Below are 20,136 nucleotides of genomic sequence, written 5' to 3'. Positions count from 1 at the left end.
TATCTTTCGGTTTTGTGAGGTTGGACGTTTTTCAGCCAATAAAAAGCCCGGCAGCGCGGGCTTTACGGCGCTTCCAGTCGCAAACTATTCGGCCAGGCGAGAACGCCGCAGCAGACGAATTCGCTGTACGATGGCTACCCCCAGCAGGGTCAGGGCAAACCCCGCCAACTGCACCAGCGACAGCGCCTCGCCAAACAGCGCATAAGCCTGCAGCGCTGCCGCCGGCGGCACCAGCAGCATCAGCGCGGTAATGCGAGTCAAATCACCGTGGCGCACCATCCAGATGAACAGCGCGGTGCCGCCCAGCGACAACACGCCGGCCGACCACAGCAGCGAGAACCACAGCGTCGGCGAATTGTCCCAGGCGCCGGAGCCCATCACGGCCGCCAACGCGCCGGTCACGATCGCCGCGCCGAGGTGCTGAATGGCGCCCGCCGCCCGCAGATCGGCCGCCGCCAGCGAAGACTTCTGCACCATGATGCCGATCGTCAGCGCGACGATGCTGCCAAACCCCATCAGGATCGGCAACAGCGCCATATTGCCGACATCAATGCCGGTCAGCCGGGGAGAAAGCACCAGCGCAACGCCGATAAAGCCGATCGCCAGCCCGGCCCAGGAGCGCAACCCTATCGATTTGCGCAGCACCAACGCGAAAATCAGCGCGGTGAACAGCGGCTGCAAGCCGCCGATCAGCGACATCACCCCGGCCGCCAGGCCGTTCGCTACCGCCCACCAGCTTGCAGCGAGATAAACGCCATTCATCAACATGCCGGTCAGCAGGTGCATCACGAACTGCCGCCCCTTGGGCCAGGCGCAATGCAATGCCAGCAAAGCGAATACCGCGGCGGCGATCAAAAAGCGAAAGGTCAGGAAAAGGTTGGGATCGGCATGATCCGCCACCGCCCGCGCGGCAATAAAACCCGTCGACCAAATTAATATCAGGAAAAACGGCGCGATAAATGCCTTTCGCCGATCGCGTTTTTCACGCGGGGTTATTTCCATATCACTACCTGAAAAAATGCGGTTGATGAATAAAGGCATACTAACCAATTTAACACGGGCTTAACAGTGCCGAGCGGACGCCCAAGTTCAGATGGTGCACATAATTACCGGTGAATAATGAAGTTTCAATTTCATATAATTCATCAAGCTTATAATTAATTACGCTACGTTACGACAATGTAAATTAATTGCTACATCGGGTATAAATATTCCCCTCTTGGCGACATTGTCGGGATAATTCCCCTTTGCTAGCCTTTCTGAAGCCATTTAATTAACGGGACTGACTCATGGCCGAAATCACTGACTTTATGAAACTGGATATGCGTATTGGCGAAATTATTTCCGTGGAATATAACGACAAGGCGTTAAAACCCGCCTATAAGCTGCGCATTGATTTCGGCGAGGAAATTGGCATTAAAAACAGCTCGGCACAATTATGCGAAAACTATCAGGAAGATGACCTGCTTGGCAGAAAAGTCATCTCCGTCGTTAATTTCCCCGCCAGGCGGGTTGCCGGATTTAAATCCGAAGTGCTGGTTCTTGCCGCGGTCACCAGGGATCAAGGCACCGTCTTGCTGAAACCCGATTTCGACGTGGAGATCGGCAGCAAGATTTTATAACCGCCCCATCATTCGTGAGGCCACCGAGAAATGCGACAGTTATCTCTGCTTGATGAAGTTAAGAAGGCATACCAGGAACACCGTTCAGCCTTTATCCCCGGCGCTACCATGCAGGCAATCCTGCTGGCGCTGGGCGCGCGGCCGGAAGATTTCGCCAGGCTGCAGCAGGTCAGCGCCAATCTGGCGGATGATCCCACGCTGCCTTTCCGCAAGTCCAGAAACGGCCGCTTCTGTTTCGACTTCGATCGCGCCCGGATTGAGCGGCTGGAGTTCCAGCCTTTCGTGCTCTCGGTCGAGGAAGACTTCATCCGCTACGATTCGGGAAAGGTGCGCCATTTCCGCGGCATCAACGACGATCTGCAGTTGAATACGGCCTTTCAGGCGCTGATGAAATTCAAAGCCTACGTGATCGATGGCGTGGGCGTGGCGCCGCGCCCCCGGCTTAATCAGAAGATCAACAAGTTCGTCTGCACCGTATTCAACCTGCGCACCGTCACCACGCCGCAGATGCTGGGCGAACCGGCGCTGGAAGGCGTGCACAGCGACGGCGTCGACCACACCATGACAACCTTCCTCGGCTGCGACAACATGACCGATGACAGCGCCAAGACCTTTATTCACGATATGCGCGAAACCAGCGGGATCAAATTCGATCGGGCCCGGCCCGAATGGGTTTTGGGCGAAATACAGCATCGGCATTTCCTCGACACCCTGCTGATTGTCGACCACGAGCGCAAACACAGCCTCTCTCCGGTAAAAGCGCAGGACAAACGTAAGGATTCAACCCGCGATATGCTGATCTTTTTCACCCGTAAACCGGTCGAAGACGGCCACGTCTCCTTCGCGTATGACTCTTTCAAGCCGCATATCGAAATCCCGCTGTCGATAGACATGGTGGCGCGCGCGAGCTAACGCGCTGCCGGGCCGGCCGCCATGATCCCTCTGTGCGGCCGGTTCACGCCAGGATAAACAGCGCTGGATTAATCAGGTTTTTGTCGCCGAATTATTATATCCTGCCGGACGAAAATTTTTGCGGGCGCTCGCTGCCCCACGCGCCAGCCCTCTGCAGGCGGGCCGTTTATTTCATGAATACAGGCAGTGCCATACCGTTATGACCAAGAGTTTATCCCCGAAAGACATTATCGCCCTGGGCTTTATGACCTTTGCCCTGTTTGTCGGCGCCGGCAACATCATTTTCCCGCCGCTGGTGGGGCTGCAGTCCGGCGAACATCTGTGGCCGGCCGCCCTCGGGTTTATGGTGACCGCCGTCGCCCTGCCGGTGATCGCCGTGATCGCGTTGGCGCGCGTCGGCGGCAGCATCAGCCTGCTTACCGGCCCCATCGGCCGCACCGCCGGCCTGCTGCTGGCGACCGTCTGCTATCTGGCGCTCGGCCCGCTGTTCGCCACGCCGCGAACCGCCAATGTCTCTTTCGCCCTCGGCATTGCGCCTTTCACCGGCGACGGCGCCCTGCCGCAGTTCATCTACAGCCTGCTGTTCTTTACCCTGGCGATGCTCGTGTCGCTGTATCCCGGCCGCTTGCTCGATAACGTCGGCCATATTCTGGCGCCGCTGAAAATTCTGGCGCTGGCCGCGCTCGGCATCGCCGCCCTGATCTGGCCCGCAGGCGCGCCGCTCTCCGCCGTCGGCAGCTATCAGGCCGCGGCGTTTTCCACCGGCTTCGTGCAGGGTTATCAAACCATGGACACGCTGTCGGCGCTGATGTTCGGTTCGATTATCGTTACCGCCGCCCGCTCGCGCGGCGTCAGCGACAGCGGGTTGCTGCTGCGTTATACGCTGTGGGCCAGCCTGATCGCCGGCGTCGGCCTGACGCTGGTCTATATCTGCATGTTCAAACTCGGCGCCGGCAGCGGCAGCCTGATCGAGAATGGCGCTCAGGATGGCGCGGCAATCCTGCACGCCTATGTACAGCACACCTTCGGCGATCTGGGCAGCGTCTTTATGGCGGTGCTGATGTTCATCGCCTGCCTGGTAACGGCGGTTGGCATGACCTGCGCCTGCGCGGACTTTTTCTCACGCTACCTGCCGCTCTCTTATCGCGCGCTGGTGGTCATCCTCGCCCTCTTCGCCATGCTGGTTTCCAACATGGGGCTGGCCAATCTGATCCGCGTCTCACTGCCGGTGCTGACGGCGATCTACCCGCCCTGCATCGCGCTGGTGTTGCTCAGCTTCAGCCAGAACCGCTGGCGCAGCGCCAGGCGCGTCTTCGCGCCGGTGATCGCCACCAGCCTGGTGTTCGGCTTGGCCGATGGCCTGAAGGCTTCAAGCTTCAGCGGCCTGCTGCCCGCCTGGTTCGATAAGCTGCCGCTGGCCGAGCAGGGTCTGGTCTGGCTGCAGCCTACGCTGTTGGTGCTGTTGCTGGCGGCGGCTTACGACCGGTTGCGCAGCGCCGAAAGCGTCAAGGCCGCGTCGTAATCGCGATTTCCGCCCATAAAAAAAGCCGGTCATGATGACCGGCTTTTTTATCGGCTTGCGCCCGGCGGCTTACTTCAGCAGCGCCTGCGCCTTCGCCACCACGTTGTCCACGGTGAAGCCGAACTCGGCGAACAGCTGCTCCGCCGGCGCCGACTCACCGAAGGTGGTCATGCCCACGATGGCGCCGTTCAGGCCCACGTACTTGTACCAGTAGTCCGCGATACCCGCTTCCACCGCCACGCGCGCCGTTACCGCCGCCGGCAGCACCGACTCGCGGTACGCCGCATCCTGCTTGTCGAACGCGTCGGTCGACGGCATCGACACCACGCGCACCTTGCGGCCCGCCGCGGTCAGTTTGTCCGCCGCCTCCACCGTGATGCCCACTTCGGAGCCGGTGGCGATCAGGATGACGTCCGGCGTGCCCGCGCAGTCTTTCAGCACGTAGCCGCCGCGGTACACGTTCGCCAGCTGCTCTGCGGTGCGCGGCTGCTGGGTCAGGTTCTGGCGCGAGAACACCAGCGTGGTCGGGCCGTCGTTACGCTCGATGCCGTACTGCCACGCCACCGCCGATTCCACCTGGTCGCACGGGCGCCAGGTGCTCATGTTCGGGGTCACGCGCAGGCTCGCCAGCTGCTCCACCGGCTGGTGGGTCGGGCCGTCTTCGCCCAGACCGATGGAGTCGTGGGTGTAGACGAACACGTTGCGCAGCTTCATCAGCGCCGCCATGCGCACCGCGTTGCGGGCGTATTCCACGAACATCAGGAAGGTCGCCGAGTACGGCAGGAAGCCGCCGTGCAGCGCGATGCCGTTGGTGATGGCGGTCATGCCGAACTCGCGCACGCCGTAATGAATGTAGTTGCCCGCCGGGTCAACGTTCAGCGCTTTCGAGCCGGACCATAGGGTCAGGTTGCTCGGCGCCAGGTCGGCGGAGCCGCCCAGGAACTCCGGCAGCACCTTGCCGAACGCTTCCAGCGCGTTCTGCGACGCCTTGCGGCTGGCGATGTTGGCCGGGTTGGCCTGCAGTTTTTCCACGAACGCCTTGGCGTCGGCTTTCCAGTCGGCCGGCAGCTCGCCGTTCATGCGGCGCTTGAACTCGGCGGCCAGTTCCGGGAAGGCCCTGGCGTAGGCGGCGAACTTGTCGTTCCAGGCCGCTTCTTTGGCCTGACCGGCTTCTTTGGCGTCCCACTGGGCGTAGATGTCCTGCGGGATTTCAAAGGCGGCGTATTTCCAGCCCAGTGCTTCGCGGGTGGCGGCCACTTCGGCGGCGCCCAGCGCGGCGCCGTGCACGTCATGGGTGCCGGCCTTGTTCGGCGAACCGAAGCCGATAACGGTCTTGCACATCAGCAGCGACGGCTTGTCGGTCACCTTGCGCGCTTCTTCAATCGCCGCCTTGATGGCGTCCGGGTTGTGGCCGTCGACATTGCGCACCACGTGCCAGCCGTAGGCTTCGAAGCGCAGGGCGGTGTCGTCGGTGAACCAGCCGTCGACGTGGCCGTCGATGGAGATGCCGTTGTCATCGTAGAAGGCGGTCAGTTTGCCGAGCTTGAGGGTGCCGGCCAGGGAGCAGACTTCGTGCGAGATGCCTTCCATCATGCAGCCGTCGCCCATGAAGGCGTAGGTGTGGTGGTCGACAATGTCATGGCCGGGGCGGTTGAACTGCGCCGCCAGGGTGCGTTCGGCGATGGCGAAGCCGACGGCGTTGGCGATGCCCTGGCCCAGCGGGCCGGTGGTGGTTTCAACGCCCGGGGTGTAGCCGTACTCCGGGTGGCCCGGGGTTTTGGAATGCAGCTGACGGAAGTTTTCCAGCTCGCGCATCGGCAGGTCGTAGCCGGTGAGGTGCAGGAGGCTGTAAATCAACATGGAGCCGTGGCCGTTGGAGAGCACGAAACGGTCGCGGTCAGCCCAGTGCGGGTTAGTCGGGTTGTGGTTGAGGTAGTCACGCCACAGGACTTCGGCGATGTCCGCCATGCCCATAGGGGCCCCCGGGTGGCCGGAATTTGCTTTTTGTACGGCGTCCATGCTGAGTGCGCGGATAGCGTTGGCAAGCTCTTTACGAGAGGACATGTTTTACTCCAGGTCGGATAAAAAAAGCAGTCAAGTTCCCTATTTTCTCAGACTCCACATCACAACGGCAATCCCTAATGCCAAATGAGAGCGAGTTCACCACTTATTAGCACGATTGGACGCTTTTTCGGAATAACACTATTCTCGCTCCGGCTGGCGTACACTAGGCTCTTGCGACACGATTTCCTCCAGGCAAAATGACTCTTTTACCTTGTTACCTTCACAGGAAGATGGCGTTATGAAAATTCGTACCTCTTTGATTGCGTTGGGCATTGCCACCCTGGCAACCGGCTGTCAAAACCTGAATACCGAAACCCTGATGCAGTCCGGCGCGCAGGCGTTCCAGGCGGCGACCCTGAGCAACAACGACGTTAAGGCCCTGAGTGATAAATCCTGCGCCGAGATGGACAGCAAGGCACAAATCGCGCCGGCCGACAGCACCTATGCCAAGCGCCTCAACAAAATCGCTGCGGCACTGGGCGACAACATCAACGGCACCCCGGCCAACTACAAGGTCTACGTGACCAAAGACGTCAACGCCTGGGCGATGGCCAACGGCTGCATTCGCGTCTACAGCGGCCTGATGGACATCATGAACGACAACGAAGTGGAAGGCGTGCTGGGCCACGAAATGGGCCACGTGGCGCTGGGCCACACCCGTAAAGCGATGCAGGTGGCTTACGGCACCGTGGCGCTGCGCACCGCGGCGTCCTCCGCCGGCGGCGTCATCGGCTCGCTGTCGCAGTCGCAGCTGGCGGATATCGGCGAGAAGCTGGTCAGCGCCCAGTTCTCGCAGAAGCAGGAAAGCGAAGCGGATGATTACTCGTTCGATCTGCTGAAAAAACGCGGTATCGATCCGAACGGCCTGGCCACCAGCTTCGAAAAACTGGCCCAAATGGAAGCCGGTCGTCAGAGCAGCATGTTCGACGATCACCCGTCTTCCCAAGCGCGCGCGCAGCACATTCGCGATCGCATCGCGGCAGAGAAATAACCACGAGAACGCCCGGCAACCGCCGGGCGTTTTTTTATCGTCTCAATACAGCGTTTTCTGCGGCGGCCCGGCGAAGGTCAGCGGCCCGACCTGCTTCATGTCCACCTCGACCACCGACGGTCCCGGGTAATTGATCGCCTCGGCCAGCACGCCGTTGAACTGCGACGCCGCGTCCACCTTCCAGGCTTTCAACCCCATCGCTTCGGCGATCTGGGTAAAGGCCGGCGTATGCAGCTCGTTGTAATACTGGCGCCCGGCGAAATACTTGTCCTGAATGCCACGCATCACGCCATAGCCGCCGTCGTTCATGATCAGCAGGGTGATGTTCACCTGTTCCTGCGCCATGGTCGCCAGTTCCCCCAGGCCCAGCGCCAAACCGCCATCGCCCACCAGCCCCACCACCTTGCGCTGCGGGTTGGCAATCGCGGTGCCAATCGCCATCGGCAGCCCCATGCCGATAGCGCCGGCCAGCGAGTGAATGTTGCACAGCGGCGAGATCGCACGGAACAGACGGCTGCCCCAGACGCTGCCGGAAACGGTGATATCGCGCACCAGCAATCCGTCCTGCGGCAGTGCGGCGTCGATGGCGTCATTGAGTTTGGCGTATTCACCGGACTGCTGGCGCAGCGCGCTCTCCGCCTGCTGCACCGCCCCCGCGATTTCGGCATCCCACTCGGCGTTGACCTTTTCGCCGGGGGCCAACCGCGCCGCCAGCGCCGCCAGCAGCGCCGCGCAGTCGCCGTTGATCTGCTCATCGGCCAGGTAGTTGCGGTTGGCCGCCGCCGGATCGATGTCAATCTGCACCAGCGGGCGCGGCAGCGGCAGCGTCCAGGTGCGGGTTTCATTACTGCGCAGCCGTGAACCGGCCACCAGCGTCAGATCGCACTGCGTCAGGATCGCCTCGATGCTCGGCGAGTTGTGGAACGCCCGCAGGCTGCGCGGATGGCTGTCCGGCAGAATGCCGCGCCCGTGGGTGCTGGAGATCACCGCCACGCCGGCGTCCGCCAGCTTGCGCACCGCATCGCCGCAGGCCAAGGCGCCGCCGCCTAACCAAAGCAGCGGACGCTTGGCCTGTTTCAGCCGCTGATGCAGCCGTTCCACCGCCGCATCGTCCGCCTTCGGCAATGGCGCCGGCGCCAACGGCTCGGTCAGCACCGAACGGGACACCAGGCTGCTTTGAATATCGATCGGGATCTCGACCGCCACCGGGCCGCAGGGCACGGTTTGCGCATCCAGGATCGCTCGCTGGATCACCGCCACCGCCTGCTCCGGCGAATTGACACGGTAAGCGCGCTTGGAGCAGGCGCGCAGGAAGCCGAGCTGATCGCGGGTTTCATGAATAAAACCGGCGTCGGCATCCAGATAGGCTTTTTCCACCTGGCCGGTGATATGCAACAGCGGCGTGTTGGCGTTGAGCGCCTCAATCATCGCCCCCACCGCGTTGCCGGCGCCGGCGCCGGTGCTGGTCAACGCCACGCCCAGGCCGGAGAAGCGCCCGTGCGCGTCGGCCATGGTGACCGCCCCCGCTTCGCCGCGCGCCGGCACGAAGCGAATTTTATCGCGCTGCCCCACCGCATCGGCGATCGGCAGATTATGAATCGAAATGATGCCGTACATCGCCGACACCGCGTACTGTTCCAGAGTCCGGGCTATCGCCTCGCCAACCGTGATTTTATCGCTCATCATCTGCCTTCTTAGGGTAATCGTTATTAGGGTTATGCGTAGAGGTGTCGGCCTAGTCGCTCCAGCGGTTCACCTGATGGCTCAGCGCCAGATACACGCTTTTCTGCTGCATGTAGGCCTTGATGCCGTTCAGGCCCTTTTCGCGGCCCAACCCGCTCTCCTTGAAACCGCCGAACGGCGTGGAAATCGAGAACGTTTTGTAGGTATTGACCCAGACGGTGCCGGTTTCCAGCCGCTCCGCCAGCGCCATCGCGCGAGGGAAGTCGCGGCTCCAGATGCCGGCCGCCAGGCCATACACCGAGTCGTTGGCCTGTTCGATCAGCTGTTGCTCGTCGTCGAACGGCAGCGCCACCAGCACCGGGCCGAAGATCTCTTCCTGGCAAACGCGGGCGTCGTTGTTCAAGCCTTCAATAATGGTCGGCAGGTAATAGCTGCCGCTCGCCAGTTGCGGATCGGCCGGCGCTTCGCCGCCGATGACCACCCGGCCGCCCTCCTGCCGCGCCAGCGCCACGTAGTCCGCCACGCTTTGCCGATGTTTGGCGCTGATCAGCGGGCCAAGATGCACGCCCGGCACCAGCGGGTTGCCGATGCGCAATCCCGCGCTCAGTTCGGTCAAGCGCGCCAGCAGCGGCTGATACAGCGAACGGTGTACGAACAGGCGCGAGCCGGCGATGCACGCCTGGCCGGCGGAGCTGAAAATGCCGTAGCAGATGCCGCGCGCCGCCTGTTCCAGATCGGCGTCCTCCAGCACGATGGTCGGCGATTTGCCCCCCAGCTCCAGCGAGGTGGGGATCAGCTTGTCGGCGGCGATGTGCGCCAAATGGCGCCCGGTGCTGGTCCCGCCGGTAAAGGAAATCTTCTTCACCAGCGGATGGCGCGCCAACGCCTCGCCGATCACCGAACCTTTGCCCGGCAACACGCTGAGCAGCCCGGCCGGCAGTCCCGCCTGTTCGAACAGCTCGGCCAGCTTCAGCGCCATCAGCGGCGTGGCTTCGGCCGGTTTGAGCACCACCGCGTTGCCCGCCGCCAGCGCCGGCGCCACCTTCTGCATTTCGCTGGCGATCGGTGAGTTCCACGGCGTAATGGCGGCGATCACTCCCATCGGTTGATACTGGCTGAGGGTCATCACCTCGGCGCTGCGCGGGGTCGGCAGCTCGCCTTCCAACACCTCGCAGGCGGCGGCGAAATAGCGCGCGGTCGCCGCCGCGCTGGCCACCAGGCCGCGGGTTTCCGCCAGCGGTTTGCCGTTGTCGCGAGTCTGTAGCTCGGCCAGCTGTTCCTGCTGCGCCAGGATCAGGTTGCTGACGCGGTAGAGAATCGAGGCGCGTTGGTGCGGCACCAGTCCGCGCCACTCCGGCGCGCGCCAGGCGCGTTCCGCCGCTTCCACCGCCTCGTTCACGTCCTCGACGTTAGCGGCGCGCAGCCGCGCGTTGACGCTGCCATCGGCCGGGAATACCGAAGCCATCTCTTCGCCACGCCCTTCACGCCAGCGCCCGGCGACAAAAATATTCAATCGTTCCATGCTCCGCTCCTGCCGTTCAGGCAATAAAACCGCCGTCCACCAGACGGCGGCAGGCTTGTACCGCGCTCAGCGCCGCCAGGGTTGATGTTTTGGGATTGCTCGCCAGCGGGTTACCGCTCAGCTCAATGTGAAACTCGCCAAAGTCGCCGCACACCTGCAGGCGATGGGTATTGCGCCGGGTGGCGGGATCGACCTGCAGGCGCACCCGGGTGGCGTCCATCCCCAGACCGTTGAGCGCAATAGTGGCCGCCACGTTGGCATTGGTCGGGAACAAACGCGCCGCTTCGCGCGCCGAGCCTTCAAAAAATACCTGCGCCTCGCGCACCGCATCGAGGTCGATCAGTTGCTCCGCCGGGCTGCCGCGCCAGCTGGCCGGGCTCTTGCTGGCCTGATAGGTCACGCTCTCCAACCCGCCTTCACGCGCCGACGCCAGCCCGTCCATCCCCGCCACCGCGCCGGACAGCACGATCAGTTGCCCGTGATGCCTGCGGCAAACCTGCTGCAGCCGCTGTTGCAATGCGGCGTCCGCCAGCGCGCCGGTCGAGATCACCGCCAGCGGCCAACCGCGCTGCAGCACCGCCTCGCCAAACTCCGCCACCGCCTGCTGGCTGGCGCACTCCAGCACCAAATCCGGCCGCTGCGAACACTGCTCCGGATGGGTCAGCGCCTGCACCCGCCCGCCGAAGGCCTCGGCGATCGCCGCATGATGAGCTGCGCGCGCCAGGATCCAGCCGACCTCCACGCCTTCAGGCAAACGGGCGATCACTTCCTTCGCCATTGCGCCGTAACCAATCATCATGATCTTCTTCATCTTTCTCGGCCCTTGCTACACATGGCGGTTAAAACCGCCGGAAACGTCCAGCGCCGCGCCGGTGGTAAAGGAAGCCAGCGGTGAAGCGAGGAACAGCAGCGCCTGCGCCGGCTCCTGCGGCTTGCCGAGGCGCTTCATCGGGATGCCGCGGCGTTCGGCGATCGCCGCCGTCCACTGCTCCCAGCTTTGATCTTTATCGCTGCGATCGTCGAAACGGCGGCGCCACTGGCCCGACTCCACCATCCCCAGCAAGATCGAGTTAACGCGAATGCCTTTGCCCACCAACTCTTTCGACAGCGTCAGCGTCATGTTGAGCAGCGCGGCACGCGCCGCCGAGGTGGCGATCATGTGCTCTTCCGGCTGCAGCGCCAGCAGCGAGTTGACGCAGGTGATAGACGCGATCGCCGATCGTTCCAGCGCCGGTAAGAACGCCTGCACCGGGTTGATCACGCCGAACAGCTTCAGCTCGGCCTCATGCAGCCAGGCCTCGCGCGGCGTCTGGTCAAAATGGGCGACGAAGCCCTGACCGGCGTTGTTGATCAGCAGATCCACGCCGCCGAAATGCGCCGTCACCTGAGCGGCGAACTGCGCCACCTGCTGCGCGTCCAGTACGTCACAGCGCAGCGCCAGGATATCCGCCTGCGGGAAGTCCGCGCGCAGGCTGGCTGCTGCGCCGGCCAGTTTGTCCGGATCGCGGCCGCAGAACGCCACTTTCGCCCCTTCGGCCAGCAGCAGCTTCAGGGTTTCGAAACCGATGCCCGACGAGCCGCCGGTCACCACCGCCACCCGATCCTCAAGCTGAAAATTCATCGTTGGATTGCTCCCGTAAAGTCCCGCAGATAGCGGTTGAAACACGCCGGCGCATCGAGGTAGCTGGCATGACCGGCGGTGGCGATCAGACGCAGCGCCGCGTCCTGTTCACCCGCCAGCTCGGCCGCCTTCTCCGGTGGCGTAATGCGATCCTGTTCGCCGCACCACACCTCCAGCGGGCCGCGATAGCGCGCCAGATAGCGGCCGATATCATCGTTGGCCAGCATCCAGGCGGCACTCAGAAAACCGTCGGGATCGAGCTGCTGCATGCCGTTGCGCACCCAGGCGATATCCTGCGGATCCGCCCCTTCACGCAGCAAGGCCGCCGCCCGCTGCTCGCCGTAGCCCACCGGCCCCAGCGTCTCTATCATCTGCTGGCGCTGGCCGTACACCTGCCGACGCTTTTCCTCCGGCGCCGTGGCATAGCCCTGCGCCGGATCCGCCAACACCAGCCCGCACAGCCCATCCGGATAGCCGGCGGCATAGGCGCTGCCGATCAGCGCCCCCAGCGAATGGCCGACGATCAGCGGCTGCACCAGCTGCAGCTCATCAATCAGCGCCGCCAACGCCGCCGCATAACCGGCGGCATCGGCCTGCGGATCCGCCAACGGCAGGCTGCCGCCGTAGCCCGGCGCATCCCACGCCACCAGACGGTGGCCGTCCGTCAGGCCGTTATCGTTGAACTGCTTGATCCACGAGGCGGATCCGGAGCTGATGCCATGCAGCAACACCACCGGCCGCCCCTGCCCGGCCTCGCGCCAGCTAAGGGTGTACGCCCCGCAGCGCGCCCGTTGGCGTTGCGCCAGGCCGTTCATCAGTTGCGCTTCACTTTGGACAGCGGGTGATCCGCCGGATAGGTCGGGATCTCCGGCTTGGCGGTGCCGAGCATCACGCACATCAGCGCCTCTTCCTCGCCGTGGTTGAACAGGCCGCGATACACCCCCGCCGGCACCGAGATCAGATCGCGCTCTTTCAGCCTGGTTTCGTAATACTCTTCGCCATCCTGAATCATCAGCGTGATGCTGCCTTTCAGCATGAAGAACACTTCTTCCACGTCGTCATGCAGGTGCAGCGGGCCCTCGCACTTCGAAGGCAACACCATGGTGGAGAAGGTGAAGTTGCCTGCCGGAATGGTGTTGGCATCGCTGGCCACGCCGGTAGCGCCGGTGCCGATGTAACGCATCTGCGCGCGGCGGTATTTCGGGTCGAAGTCGGCCTGGAATTTCAGCGCGTTCCAGTCATATTTGCGGCCCTCGAAACGGGCGATGCGCGACTCCACCCAGTTTTCCATCGACAGATCCTGCGGCTTGACGCCGGCTTTGTTCTCAACCTGAGACATGTTGTCACTCCTCTGTTGAATCGATTGATTAATCAGTACTTTCTCAGCAACGGCAGCAGAATGAGGCAGCCGACGAACGCCATCACCACCAGGAACAGCAGGCCGTTATCCATATTGCCGGTGGCGGCGATCAACGCCCCCATCAGCACCGGCGCCAGCGCACCGGCAAAATTGCCCAACCCGTTGAAGATGCCGCCGGCGGTGGCGCTCACCTTGCTGCTGGTGGCCTTCGCCAACAGCGCGAAAATATTCGGCGCGCCGGCGCCCCACATAAAGGTGCTGAAGGCCATGGCGGCGATCACGCTGTAGGTGCCCTGCAGGTGCAACACCACCGCCAGACCGAGGCCGGCGCCGCACAGCGACAGGAAGCAGGCCAGCGCGCGGCGATCCAGCTTGTCCGACAGCCAGGCGCCCAGAACTTCGCCGAGCAGCATGGCGATGAACGGCAGCGAAGAGAGGTAACCGGCATGCTCCAGATGAATGCCTTTGCCCTTGATCAGGTAGCTCGGCAGCCAGCCGTTCATGCCCCACAGGTAGGTCAGGAAGGCGATGTTGAACAGGCAAATCATCCAGAAATGCGGACTGCGCAACAGCTCGCGGCGGTGCTGTTTGCGTTCGGACACCGCCGGCTTGGCCGCCGCCGCCGGACGCGCGACGTTCAGGTGGCGCATGCCGAACAGCACCAGCAACATCACCGGCAGCGTCAGAAACGCCATAAAAAAGAAGGTGGCCTGCCAGTCGAAGGTATTGAGGATGTACAGGGTGACCGGGAAGCCGAGCGCGGCCCCCAGCGGCGTGCCGAGCAACCACAGCATGGTGGCGCGCGCCTGCAGCTGCGGCGGGAAAGCCTGACGAATAATGGCGTAGGCCATCGGCAGCAGCGGCCCTTCGGCGATGCCGAGCAGAATGCGCAGCGTCATCATGGCGTGATAGGAACGCACCAGCCCCATCAACACCATCAGCACGCCCCACACCACCATCATGCCAATCAATACCTTGACCGGATTAAGCCGATCGCCGATGCCGCTGAGCAGCATGGAGGAAATGCCGTAGGAGAACAGAAACGCGCTCATCAGCAAGCCCAGCCGCGCCGGGTCAAAACCGATGCCCAACGCCTGCTGAAACTCGGCGTCGGAAAACAGCGCCGCGATGCTGATCTTGTCGAAAAAAGCCAGCAGCACGCAGGCAAACAGCGCGATCGGTACCGACCAGCGCACCCGCTGCTGCGGATTTTCGGCAACGGTTTCCCCCACCCGTCCAGCGCGGGCGTCAATGTCTTGCGTAGTCATAAAACGCTCCCGAGGTTCGGGCGTTATTTCAACGCCATCAAAGAAAACTCCGCATCCGCCAGTTGCTGCGGATCCAGCACCCGGCCACTCGCCAACCAACGCTTGCCGAGCTTGATGGTACGCGCGTCGTTGAACGCCACCATCTGCACCAGCTGCCGATCGGCGTTCAGCGTGAAGAACACCTGCGACTGCGGCGTGCGGCGCACCACATGGTGCACACCGCCGCTCGGCACGCCGAGGATCTGGATATTGACGTCATATTGATCCGACCACAGCCAGGCCACGTCGTCATACGGGGCGGCGAAGGCGTCGAGCATCGCGCAGGCGGTGCTGATGGCCTGATTTTGCGCGTAGGCCCAGGACTGCAGGCACAGGCCAAGCGTCGGGTGACGCGCCACATCGCCCGCGGCGAAGATCGCCGGATGGCTGGTGCGCCCCTGGCCGTCGACCACAATGCCGGACTCGATCGCCAGCCCGGCGCTGCGCGCCAGTTCGAGATTCAGCTCGACGCCGATCCCCACCACCACCAGATCGAAGACCTGCGGATCGCTGACTTCGCTGCCGATCCAGGCGGCGCCGTCGCGATCTTCCAGCGAGATCTCGCCGCAGCCGCACAGCACCGTGACGCCCTGCCGGCGATGCAGTTCGAGCAACGCCTGTGAGACATCGGCGCCGACGCTGCGCATGCACAGCGCAGGCTGGCGTTCAAACACCGTCACCTCGGCGCCGAGACGCCGCGCGGAAGCGGCGATCTCCAGCCCGATCCAACCGCCGCCGACGATAGCCAGGCGACGGCAGCCCTGCAGCCCCTGCCGCAACCGGGCCGCATCGTCCCAGGAACGCAGCGTCATCACGCGCGGGTGCTGCGCCCAGGCAGCGCTCGGCAAACGCGGCCGCCCGCCGGTGGCGATCAGCAACTGCTCGAACTGCAGCCGTTGCCCGTCGCTGAGCGTAACGATTTGCTGTTCAGCGTCGATGGACTCGGCGCGCAGCGGGCGGCGCCAGTCGATATTCAGCTCCGCCACCGTCTGTTCGCTGAACAGCCGGCTGAGGGGCGCCGCGGCATCCAGCAGCGCCGCTTTCGACAGCGGCGGCCGCTCGTAAAAATCGTAGGGTTCGTCGCTGACAACCGTCAGCCGGCCGCTGTAACCCCGGTCGCGCAGCGTCTTGGCCGCCCAACCGCCGGCCTGGCCGCCGCCGACGATGACGATGCCCGCCTGCTCCGGCCGGTTCATAAAGCCTCCGCCTTTTTATGCTGGCGGCGCGTGTCGTGATCGATGCCGCCCTCTACCGCCCATTCGGTGAAGGAGACCAGCGAATGTTCCAGCTCGCGCGGCTGCCAGTTTTCCGTCAGATAATCGTCGTTGGTGTAGTACTCGAACGCGCCGCCGGTCGGGCTGTTGACGTACCAGAAATAGGCCGAGGAGATCGGGTGACGGCCGGGGCCGATAAAGGTGCTCCACTGCTCTTTGTTCATGGCAATGCCGCCGCCGATCACTTCGTGGATATCGCGCACGGTGAACGCCACGTGGTTCAGGCCGCGTGGGCGGTTCGGCAGCTTCAGCAGGAACAGGTTATGGTGGCCGCCGCGCGCCTGGGTGCGCAGGAAGACGGCGCGATCGATATAGCGATCGGAAACCTGGAAATCCAACAGCTCGCGGTAGAAACGCTCGGTCGCCGCCAGATCTTCAACGAAGAACACCACGTGGCCAATGTTGATCGGCTGCGCCTGCGAATAGACCGGGCTGGGTTGATCGATGCGGCGCACGTCGCCCCATTGGTTGATCGGCGTGACCGGCACCTCGACCGCCTGCTGGCGGCTGACGACGAAGCGCAGCGTCATGCCGTTGGGATCGAGGCACTCCAGCTCTTCTCCCACCTGACGGAAGCCGGGCATCAGCGCCAAACGCGGCTGCAGGCGCGCCAGATCGGCGGGCGAGGCCACGCCCCAGGTCATGCGGCGCAGGGTGGAACCGCCTTCAAACGCCGCAGGCAGCGCCGCGCTTTGCAGCGGATGCAGGACAACCCGCGCCCCGCTCAGGGTAGTGAATTCGCGCTGCGCTTCGCCCCAATGTTGCGTGGCGGACTGCAGGCCGAAGTCTTGCATGAATTTTTCGCAGGTTGGCAGATCTTCGACGCCAAATTCCAGTTTTTCGATTCCGATTACGCTCATTGTTCAGCCTCACGTTCTCGCTGCATACGGTTTTCAGGCATGAGTGAACCCCGGCCCCTGTTTGCTACGGGCCTTGTCCCTGCCTGAGTAAAAGAGTCGGTCCTGTCGGTTAGCCGACGTTGGCCTGCGGCGGCGCGCCGAGGAAGCCGGAAATTTTCTCCGCCGCGTCGCGCACTTCCATGCGCAGCCGCTCGCGATCCGCTTTCGGGATCTCATCGGACGGCACCATGATGCTGACCACCGCCTCGACCCGCTGCTCGCGGTTGAAGATCGGGTAGACAATCGAGGAGATGCCGTGGCGGAAGAACGATTCGCCGATCACATAGCCGCGCGCCTTGTCTTGCTGCACCATCTGCCACAGCGTTTCGCGATCCGCCGGAGTGCCCGGCGCATTGCCCGGCAGCTGCGCGTCTGGATACAGTTGTTCGAACTCGCTGCGAGTCGCGCTGGTCAACAACATGCGGCCGAGCGAGGTTTGGTGCACCGGCAAGCGGGTGCCGACGCTGACCTGATTGATCTGCGAACCGGCGGCGCTGACGCGGGCGATATAGATCACGTCACGCCCGTCGCGGATCGCCAGATGGCTGCTGCACTGGCTGCGATCGCGCAGCTGCTCGATCACCGGCTGGCCGGCCTGCGCCACGTCCAGCGACGCGATATATTCGAAGCCGAGGCGCAGCACCTTGATGCCGAGCGCAAAGGTGTTGGTGCGCGGATTGCGCTCCAGAAAGCCCAGGTGTTCGAGCGTCTGCACCACGCGATAAGCGGTGGCCTTCGGCATATCGACCAGGCGATGCAACTCGGCGAAAGTCATCTCCTTATGCTGCTCGCCAAACGCCAGCAGCAACTGCAACCCGCGATCCAGCCCCGGGATCAGATATTTACATGCTTGCTCGTCCGCCATCTCTCGCTCCTGCGCTGTGCGCCTGCCCTGCGGGCCGTCAGTTGAATACGAAGCCGCCGTTGACCGGCAGCAGTTGACCGGTGACGAAATCCGCCAGCGGCGACAGCAGATAAAGCACCGTACCGTTCACATCGTCCGGGTGCTGCGCCCCGGCCAACGCGCGCCCCTGCTCGTACAGCTGGTGGCGCTCGGCGGGGACATACTCGGTAGCTTCCACCCGCGTCAGGCCCGGCGCGATGGCGTTGACGCAGATGCCCTGCGGACCCAGCTCACGCGCCATCGATCGGGTCATCGCGATCAGCGCGCCTTTGCTGGCAACATAGGCCATCAGGCGCGGCGCGCCCCACAGCGCGGTGTCCGACGCCACGTTGACGATCTTGGCGTGCGGGTTGCGCGCCAGCAGCGGCACCGCCGCCTGGCTCACCAGCCAGGTGCCGCGCACATTGACCTGCATCACCCGATCCCACAGTTCGATATCGTATTCCATCATGGTTTTGCCGCCGACGCCGGTCGCCAGCGCCGCGTTGTTCACCAGGCCGTCGATCCCGCCGCCGCCGGCGATCTTCTCGAACGCCGAACGGATCGAATCCGGTGACGCCAGATCGATGGTTTGCGTTTCCACCTGAGCGCCCTGCTCACGCAGCGCGGCGCCGCTCGCCGCCAGCTCATCCGCCAAAATATCGCACATCACCACCTGCGCGCCGGCAGCGGCGATGGCGGTGGCGAAGCTGTAGCCCAGGCCGCGCGCCGCGCCGGTGACCACGATGCGTTTACCGTTCAGCAGGCCGTTCACTGCGCCGCCTCCCGCTCGCGCAGCGTCGCCAGCTGTTTTTGCGCCTCTTTCTGCATCAGGCGGCGCAGACGAGAAAGACCGACGTCGTGCTGGTACAGATATTCGCGGCCGCGGGCGTTAGGCGCCATGTTCTCAAGCACGATGCGATCCTGCTCGAGCACGTCCCAATGCAACGATTCCAGACGATTGCGGTACATGAAGCGCCACATGTCGCGCTGCCAGTCCTTGACCTTACGAATGCGCCAGAAGAATACCCGGCAGTGATCCTTGTCCTCCGGCACCACCATGCCGATGATCCAGAAGTGACCGCCCGGCCCGAAGCGCTTCTTGTACGGGATCGACAGGCGCATCCAATACGCGCCGCTGTTGCCGAATTCCACCCAGTCGAAGTTGACGCCGATCTGGCCGTTTTTCTTGAAGATGAAGCCGCTGTCGGTCGGCTCCAGCGCCATGTCCGCCTTGCGATCCCCTTCCGCCATCGAGTGTGAAGAGGAGTGCAGGTAGGTGCCGTGCATCGGATCCATCACGTTTTCCAGGGCGTACTGGTAGTTGCAGTTCCAGCTGGCGGTGCACAGAAAATGACTGTACGACGCTTCGTCCGCCAGCTCTTGCGGGAAAGTCAGCTCCGCCGGCGCTTCATCCGCCGTCACGCCGAAATAGAGGAACACCGCGCCATAGGCTTCTTTGGCCGGGTAAGATCGCAGGCATTTTTGCCCCACCAGCGGGCAGCGATCCACCGCCGGCACGTCTTTCACCGTCCCGTCGCCGCCGACTTCCACCCCGTGATACCAACAGGCGATGCGATCGCCGAGGTTCCACCCCATGGAAAGCCGCGCGCCACGGTGCGGGCAGCGGTCTTCCAGCGCATGGATCTGGCCTTCAGCGTCGCGCCACACCACGATTTGCTGCTCCAGGCGGGTGATACCAACCGGGTTGTTGCCCACTTCCCAGCTGGCCAGCACCGGATACCACATGCCGCGCAGCCCCTGGTCAAGATAGTCCTGCAAGCTCTGTTCGGAGGATGTTGTGTTTGCTGTCATTGTCTTCTCCCGGGTGTCGCTCAGAAACCGTTAACGTGAAGGAATTCGCGGAACGTCGCCTCATTCCACGGCTGGCCGCTGCGATCGAACAGACGACGCTGATTCAACGCGCTGACGATCTGCTCCAGCTCTTCCGCCCCCTGACCGAAGATCGTTTCCAGCGCCGCCACCAGGGCGGTTTCGAAGCCGTCCGGCACCCGGGCGCGGTTTTGCCAGATGACATTGCGGAACTGGCCCGGCTGATGGATTTGACCGTTGCCGCCTTCGCGGGCCGGCGTCACCTGTTGGGTGTCCGGCAGCCAGGGATTGAAATCGGTGATGTGCTGCATGATTACTCCTCCGCGATAAAAGTGATCTGGATTTGGTTGTCGACCACCCGGGTGGGATAGGTTTGCAGATCGCGGCCGCCCGGCTCGCGCAGGCACTGGCCGGTACGCACGTCAAACAGCGCTTCGTGCAGCGGGCACTCAACCTTGCCGTCGTCTACAAACCCCTGGCTGAGCAAGGCATAAGCATGCGGGCAGACGTCTTCCAGCGCGTAGTAGTTACCGTCGAGCAGGTACACCCCGATCTCCTTTCCTTCCACTTTGCCGGAGAAAGGAAAATCTTCTTTCACCTGAGACACTTCGCACACATTCTTCCAGCTCATTGCTTTTATCCT

General features: G+C 63.2%; 20 protein-coding genes. 4 read left to right on the top strand and 16 right to left on the bottom strand.

The genetic code is table 11. The features are described from left to right. Positions 1–84 precede the first annotated feature (84 nt). A complete protein-coding gene (locus ACMGF7_RS11815) occupies positions 85–1,002 on the bottom strand; it encodes a DMT family transporter (protein WP_004931563.1) in 918 nt (305 codons plus the stop codon). A gap of 287 nt (positions 1,003–1,289) precedes the next feature. Here ACMGF7_RS11815 and ACMGF7_RS11810 point away from each other — a divergent pair, with 287 nt between their 5' ends. The 3 genes from ACMGF7_RS11810 (at position 1,290) to brnQ (ending at position 4,056) form a co-directional block, all read left to right on the top strand. Continuing rightward, positions 1,290–1,622, top strand: coding sequence for a tRNA-binding protein (locus ACMGF7_RS11810; RefSeq protein WP_004931561.1), 333 nt, complete (start codon positions 1,290–1,292; stop codon positions 1,620–1,622). Between the two features lie 30 nt (positions 1,623–1,652). Next, the gene (locus tag ACMGF7_RS11805; RefSeq protein WP_197764010.1) at positions 1,653–2,534 is read left to right on the top strand and encodes a 2OG-Fe dioxygenase family protein; all 882 of its coding nucleotides are present in this window, start codon (positions 1,653–1,655) and stop codon (positions 2,532–2,534) included. A gap of 199 nt (positions 2,535–2,733) precedes the next feature. Further along, positions 2,734–4,056, top strand: coding sequence for a branched-chain amino acid transport system II carrier protein (gene brnQ / locus ACMGF7_RS11800; RefSeq protein WP_164095826.1), 1,323 nt, complete (start codon positions 2,734–2,736; stop codon positions 4,054–4,056). A gap of 69 nt (positions 4,057–4,125) precedes the next feature. On the opposite strand, the gene tkt is transcribed toward brnQ, so the two are convergent. Beyond that, complete coding sequence (gene tkt, locus ACMGF7_RS11795; RefSeq protein ID WP_154870965.1) at positions 4,126–6,120, bottom strand: transketolase; 1,995 nt, start codon at positions 6,118–6,120, stop codon at positions 4,126–4,128. A gap of 238 nt (positions 6,121–6,358) precedes the next feature. On the opposite strand from tkt, the gene ACMGF7_RS11790 reads away from it, so the two are divergent. Beyond that, positions 6,359–7,111, top strand: coding sequence for a M48 family metallopeptidase (locus ACMGF7_RS11790; protein ID WP_004937650.1), 753 nt, complete (start codon positions 6,359–6,361; stop codon positions 7,109–7,111). Between the two features lie 42 nt (positions 7,112–7,153). Here ACMGF7_RS11790 and ACMGF7_RS11785 read toward each other — a convergent pair whose 3' ends face one another. The 14 genes from ACMGF7_RS11785 to ACMGF7_RS11720 all read right to left on the bottom strand — a co-directional run bounded on the left by ACMGF7_RS11785 (position 7,154) and on the right by ACMGF7_RS11720 (position 20,124). After that, positions 7,154–8,794 (bottom strand): thiamine pyrophosphate-binding protein, encoded by a 1,641-nt coding sequence (locus ACMGF7_RS11785; RefSeq protein WP_021504733.1) that lies wholly within the window; start codon positions 8,792–8,794, stop codon positions 7,154–7,156. A 52-nt stretch (positions 8,795–8,846) separates the two neighbouring features. Then, on the bottom strand, positions 8,847–10,316 hold the full coding sequence (locus ACMGF7_RS11780; RefSeq protein ID WP_004937646.1) for an aldehyde dehydrogenase: 1,470 nt from the start codon (positions 10,314–10,316) through the stop codon (positions 8,847–8,849). Positions 10,317–10,332: 16 nt separating this feature from the next. Further along, complete coding sequence (locus ACMGF7_RS11775; RefSeq protein WP_197800813.1) at positions 10,333–11,127, bottom strand: aspartate dehydrogenase; 795 nt, start codon at positions 11,125–11,127, stop codon at positions 10,333–10,335. A gap of 15 nt (positions 11,128–11,142) precedes the next feature. Beyond that, positions 11,143–11,937, bottom strand: coding sequence for an SDR family oxidoreductase (locus tag ACMGF7_RS11770; protein WP_004937639.1), 795 nt, complete (start codon positions 11,935–11,937; stop codon positions 11,143–11,145). Then, positions 11,934–12,752, bottom strand: a complete 819-nt coding sequence (locus ACMGF7_RS11765; RefSeq protein WP_197800814.1) for an alpha/beta fold hydrolase — start codon at positions 12,750–12,752, stop codon at positions 11,934–11,936. The genes ACMGF7_RS11770 and ACMGF7_RS11765 overlap by 4 nt, the downstream gene beginning before the upstream one ends. Then, positions 12,752–13,276 (bottom strand): cupin domain-containing protein, encoded by a 525-nt coding sequence (locus ACMGF7_RS11760; protein ID WP_004937634.1) that lies wholly within the window; start codon positions 13,274–13,276, stop codon positions 12,752–12,754. The genes ACMGF7_RS11765 and ACMGF7_RS11760 overlap by 1 nt, the downstream gene beginning before the upstream one ends. Before the next feature lie 32 nt (positions 13,277–13,308). Continuing rightward, positions 13,309–14,565: an MFS transporter gene (locus tag ACMGF7_RS11755; RefSeq protein WP_164095829.1), complete on the bottom strand. Its 1,257-nt coding sequence runs from the start codon at positions 14,563–14,565 to the stop codon at positions 13,309–13,311. A gap of 23 nt (positions 14,566–14,588) precedes the next feature. After that, positions 14,589–15,800 carry an NAD(P)/FAD-dependent oxidoreductase gene (locus tag ACMGF7_RS11750; protein ID WP_164095830.1) on the bottom strand — a complete coding sequence of 404 codons (1,212 nt, stop codon included), beginning with the start codon at positions 15,798–15,800 and terminating at the stop codon, positions 14,589–14,591. After that, on the bottom strand, positions 15,797–16,738 hold the full coding sequence (locus ACMGF7_RS11745; RefSeq protein ID WP_164095831.1) for a VOC family protein: 942 nt from the start codon (positions 16,736–16,738) through the stop codon (positions 15,797–15,799). Before ACMGF7_RS11745 ends, ACMGF7_RS11750 begins: the two co-directional genes overlap by 4 nt. A gap of 109 nt (positions 16,739–16,847) precedes the next feature. Beyond that, the gene (locus tag ACMGF7_RS11740) at positions 16,848–17,642 is read right to left on the bottom strand and encodes an IclR family transcriptional regulator (RefSeq protein ID WP_004937625.1); all 795 of its coding nucleotides are present in this window, start codon (positions 17,640–17,642) and stop codon (positions 16,848–16,850) included. Between the two features lie 37 nt (positions 17,643–17,679). Beyond that, on the bottom strand, positions 17,680–18,435 hold the full coding sequence (locus ACMGF7_RS11735) for an SDR family oxidoreductase (RefSeq protein WP_273875612.1): 756 nt from the start codon (positions 18,433–18,435) through the stop codon (positions 17,680–17,682). Further along, positions 18,432–19,475 (bottom strand): aromatic ring-hydroxylating oxygenase subunit alpha, encoded by a 1,044-nt coding sequence (locus ACMGF7_RS11730; RefSeq protein ID WP_033632121.1) that lies wholly within the window; start codon positions 19,473–19,475, stop codon positions 18,432–18,434. The genes ACMGF7_RS11735 and ACMGF7_RS11730 overlap by 4 nt, the downstream gene beginning before the upstream one ends. Before the next feature lie 20 nt (positions 19,476–19,495). Beyond that, entirely contained in the window at positions 19,496–19,804 is a 309-nt protein-coding gene (locus ACMGF7_RS11725) for a recombinase-like helix-turn-helix domain-containing protein (protein ID WP_420286440.1), read from the bottom strand. A 2-nt stretch (positions 19,805–19,806) separates the two neighbouring features. Next, positions 19,807–20,124, bottom strand: a complete 318-nt coding sequence (locus tag ACMGF7_RS11720) for a non-heme iron oxygenase ferredoxin subunit (RefSeq protein ID WP_004937614.1) — start codon at positions 20,122–20,124, stop codon at positions 19,807–19,809. Positions 20,125–20,136: the final 12 nt, after the last annotated feature.

Origin of the sequence: Serratia sp. BNK-17, assembly GCF_048684935.1 — a bacterium.
Lineage (GTDB): Bacteria > Pseudomonadota > Gammaproteobacteria > Enterobacterales > Enterobacteriaceae > Serratia > Serratia nematodiphila.
The sequence above is the reverse complement of the archived record's forward strand: the minus strand, read 5'-3'. Positions and strand labels throughout refer to the sequence as shown.

Excerpts from the sequence above, each read along its gene's own strand:
- ACMGF7_RS11815 (WP_004931563.1), bottom strand. The coding sequence starts at position 1,002 with ATGGAAATAACCCCGCGTGAAAAACGCGATCGGCGAAAGGCATTTATC.
- ACMGF7_RS11810 (WP_004931561.1), top strand. The coding sequence starts at position 1,290 with ATGGCCGAAATCACTGACTTTATGAAACTGGATATGCGTATTGGCGAA.
- ACMGF7_RS11805 (WP_197764010.1), top strand. The coding sequence starts at position 1,653 with ATGCGACAGTTATCTCTGCTTGATGAAGTTAAGAAGGCATACCAGGAA.
- brnQ (WP_164095826.1), top strand. The coding sequence starts at position 2,734 with ATGACCAAGAGTTTATCCCCGAAAGACATTATCGCCCTGGGCTTTATG.
- tkt (WP_154870965.1), bottom strand. The coding sequence starts at position 6,120 with ATGTCCTCTCGTAAAGAGCTTGCCAACGCTATCCGCGCACTCAGCATG.
- ACMGF7_RS11790 (WP_004937650.1), top strand. The coding sequence starts at position 6,359 with ATGAAAATTCGTACCTCTTTGATTGCGTTGGGCATTGCCACCCTGGCA.
- ACMGF7_RS11785 (WP_021504733.1), bottom strand. The coding sequence starts at position 8,794 with ATGAGCGATAAAATCACGGTTGGCGAGGCGATAGCCCGGACTCTGGAA.
- ACMGF7_RS11780 (WP_004937646.1), bottom strand. The coding sequence starts at position 10,316 with ATGGAACGATTGAATATTTTTGTCGCCGGGCGCTGGCGTGAAGGGCGT.
- ACMGF7_RS11775 (WP_197800813.1), bottom strand. The coding sequence starts at position 11,127 with ATGAAGAAGATCATGATGATTGGTTACGGCGCAATGGCGAAGGAAGTG.
- ACMGF7_RS11770 (WP_004937639.1), bottom strand. The coding sequence starts at position 11,937 with ATGAATTTTCAGCTTGAGGATCGGGTGGCGGTGGTGACCGGCGGCTCG.
- ACMGF7_RS11765 (WP_197800814.1), bottom strand. The coding sequence starts at position 12,752 with ATGAACGGCCTGGCGCAACGCCAACGGGCGCGCTGCGGGGCGTACACC.
- ACMGF7_RS11760 (WP_004937634.1), bottom strand. The coding sequence starts at position 13,276 with ATGTCTCAGGTTGAGAACAAAGCCGGCGTCAAGCCGCAGGATCTGTCG.
- ACMGF7_RS11755 (WP_164095829.1), bottom strand. The coding sequence starts at position 14,565 with ATGACTACGCAAGACATTGACGCCCGCGCTGGACGGGTGGGGGAAACC.
- ACMGF7_RS11750 (WP_164095830.1), bottom strand. The coding sequence starts at position 15,800 with ATGAACCGGCCGGAGCAGGCGGGCATCGTCATCGTCGGCGGCGGCCAG.
- ACMGF7_RS11745 (WP_164095831.1), bottom strand. The coding sequence starts at position 16,738 with ATGAGCGTAATCGGAATCGAAAAACTGGAATTTGGCGTCGAAGATCTG.
- ACMGF7_RS11740 (WP_004937625.1), bottom strand. The coding sequence starts at position 17,642 with ATGGCGGACGAGCAAGCATGTAAATATCTGATCCCGGGGCTGGATCGC.
- ACMGF7_RS11730 (WP_033632121.1), bottom strand. The coding sequence starts at position 19,475 with ATGACAGCAAACACAACATCCTCCGAACAGAGCTTGCAGGACTATCTT.
- ACMGF7_RS11725 (WP_420286440.1), bottom strand. The coding sequence starts at position 19,804 with ATGCAGCACATCACCGATTTCAATCCCTGGCTGCCGGACACCCAACAG.
- ACMGF7_RS11720 (WP_004937614.1), bottom strand. The coding sequence starts at position 20,124 with ATGAGCTGGAAGAATGTGTGCGAAGTGTCTCAGGTGAAAGAAGATTTT.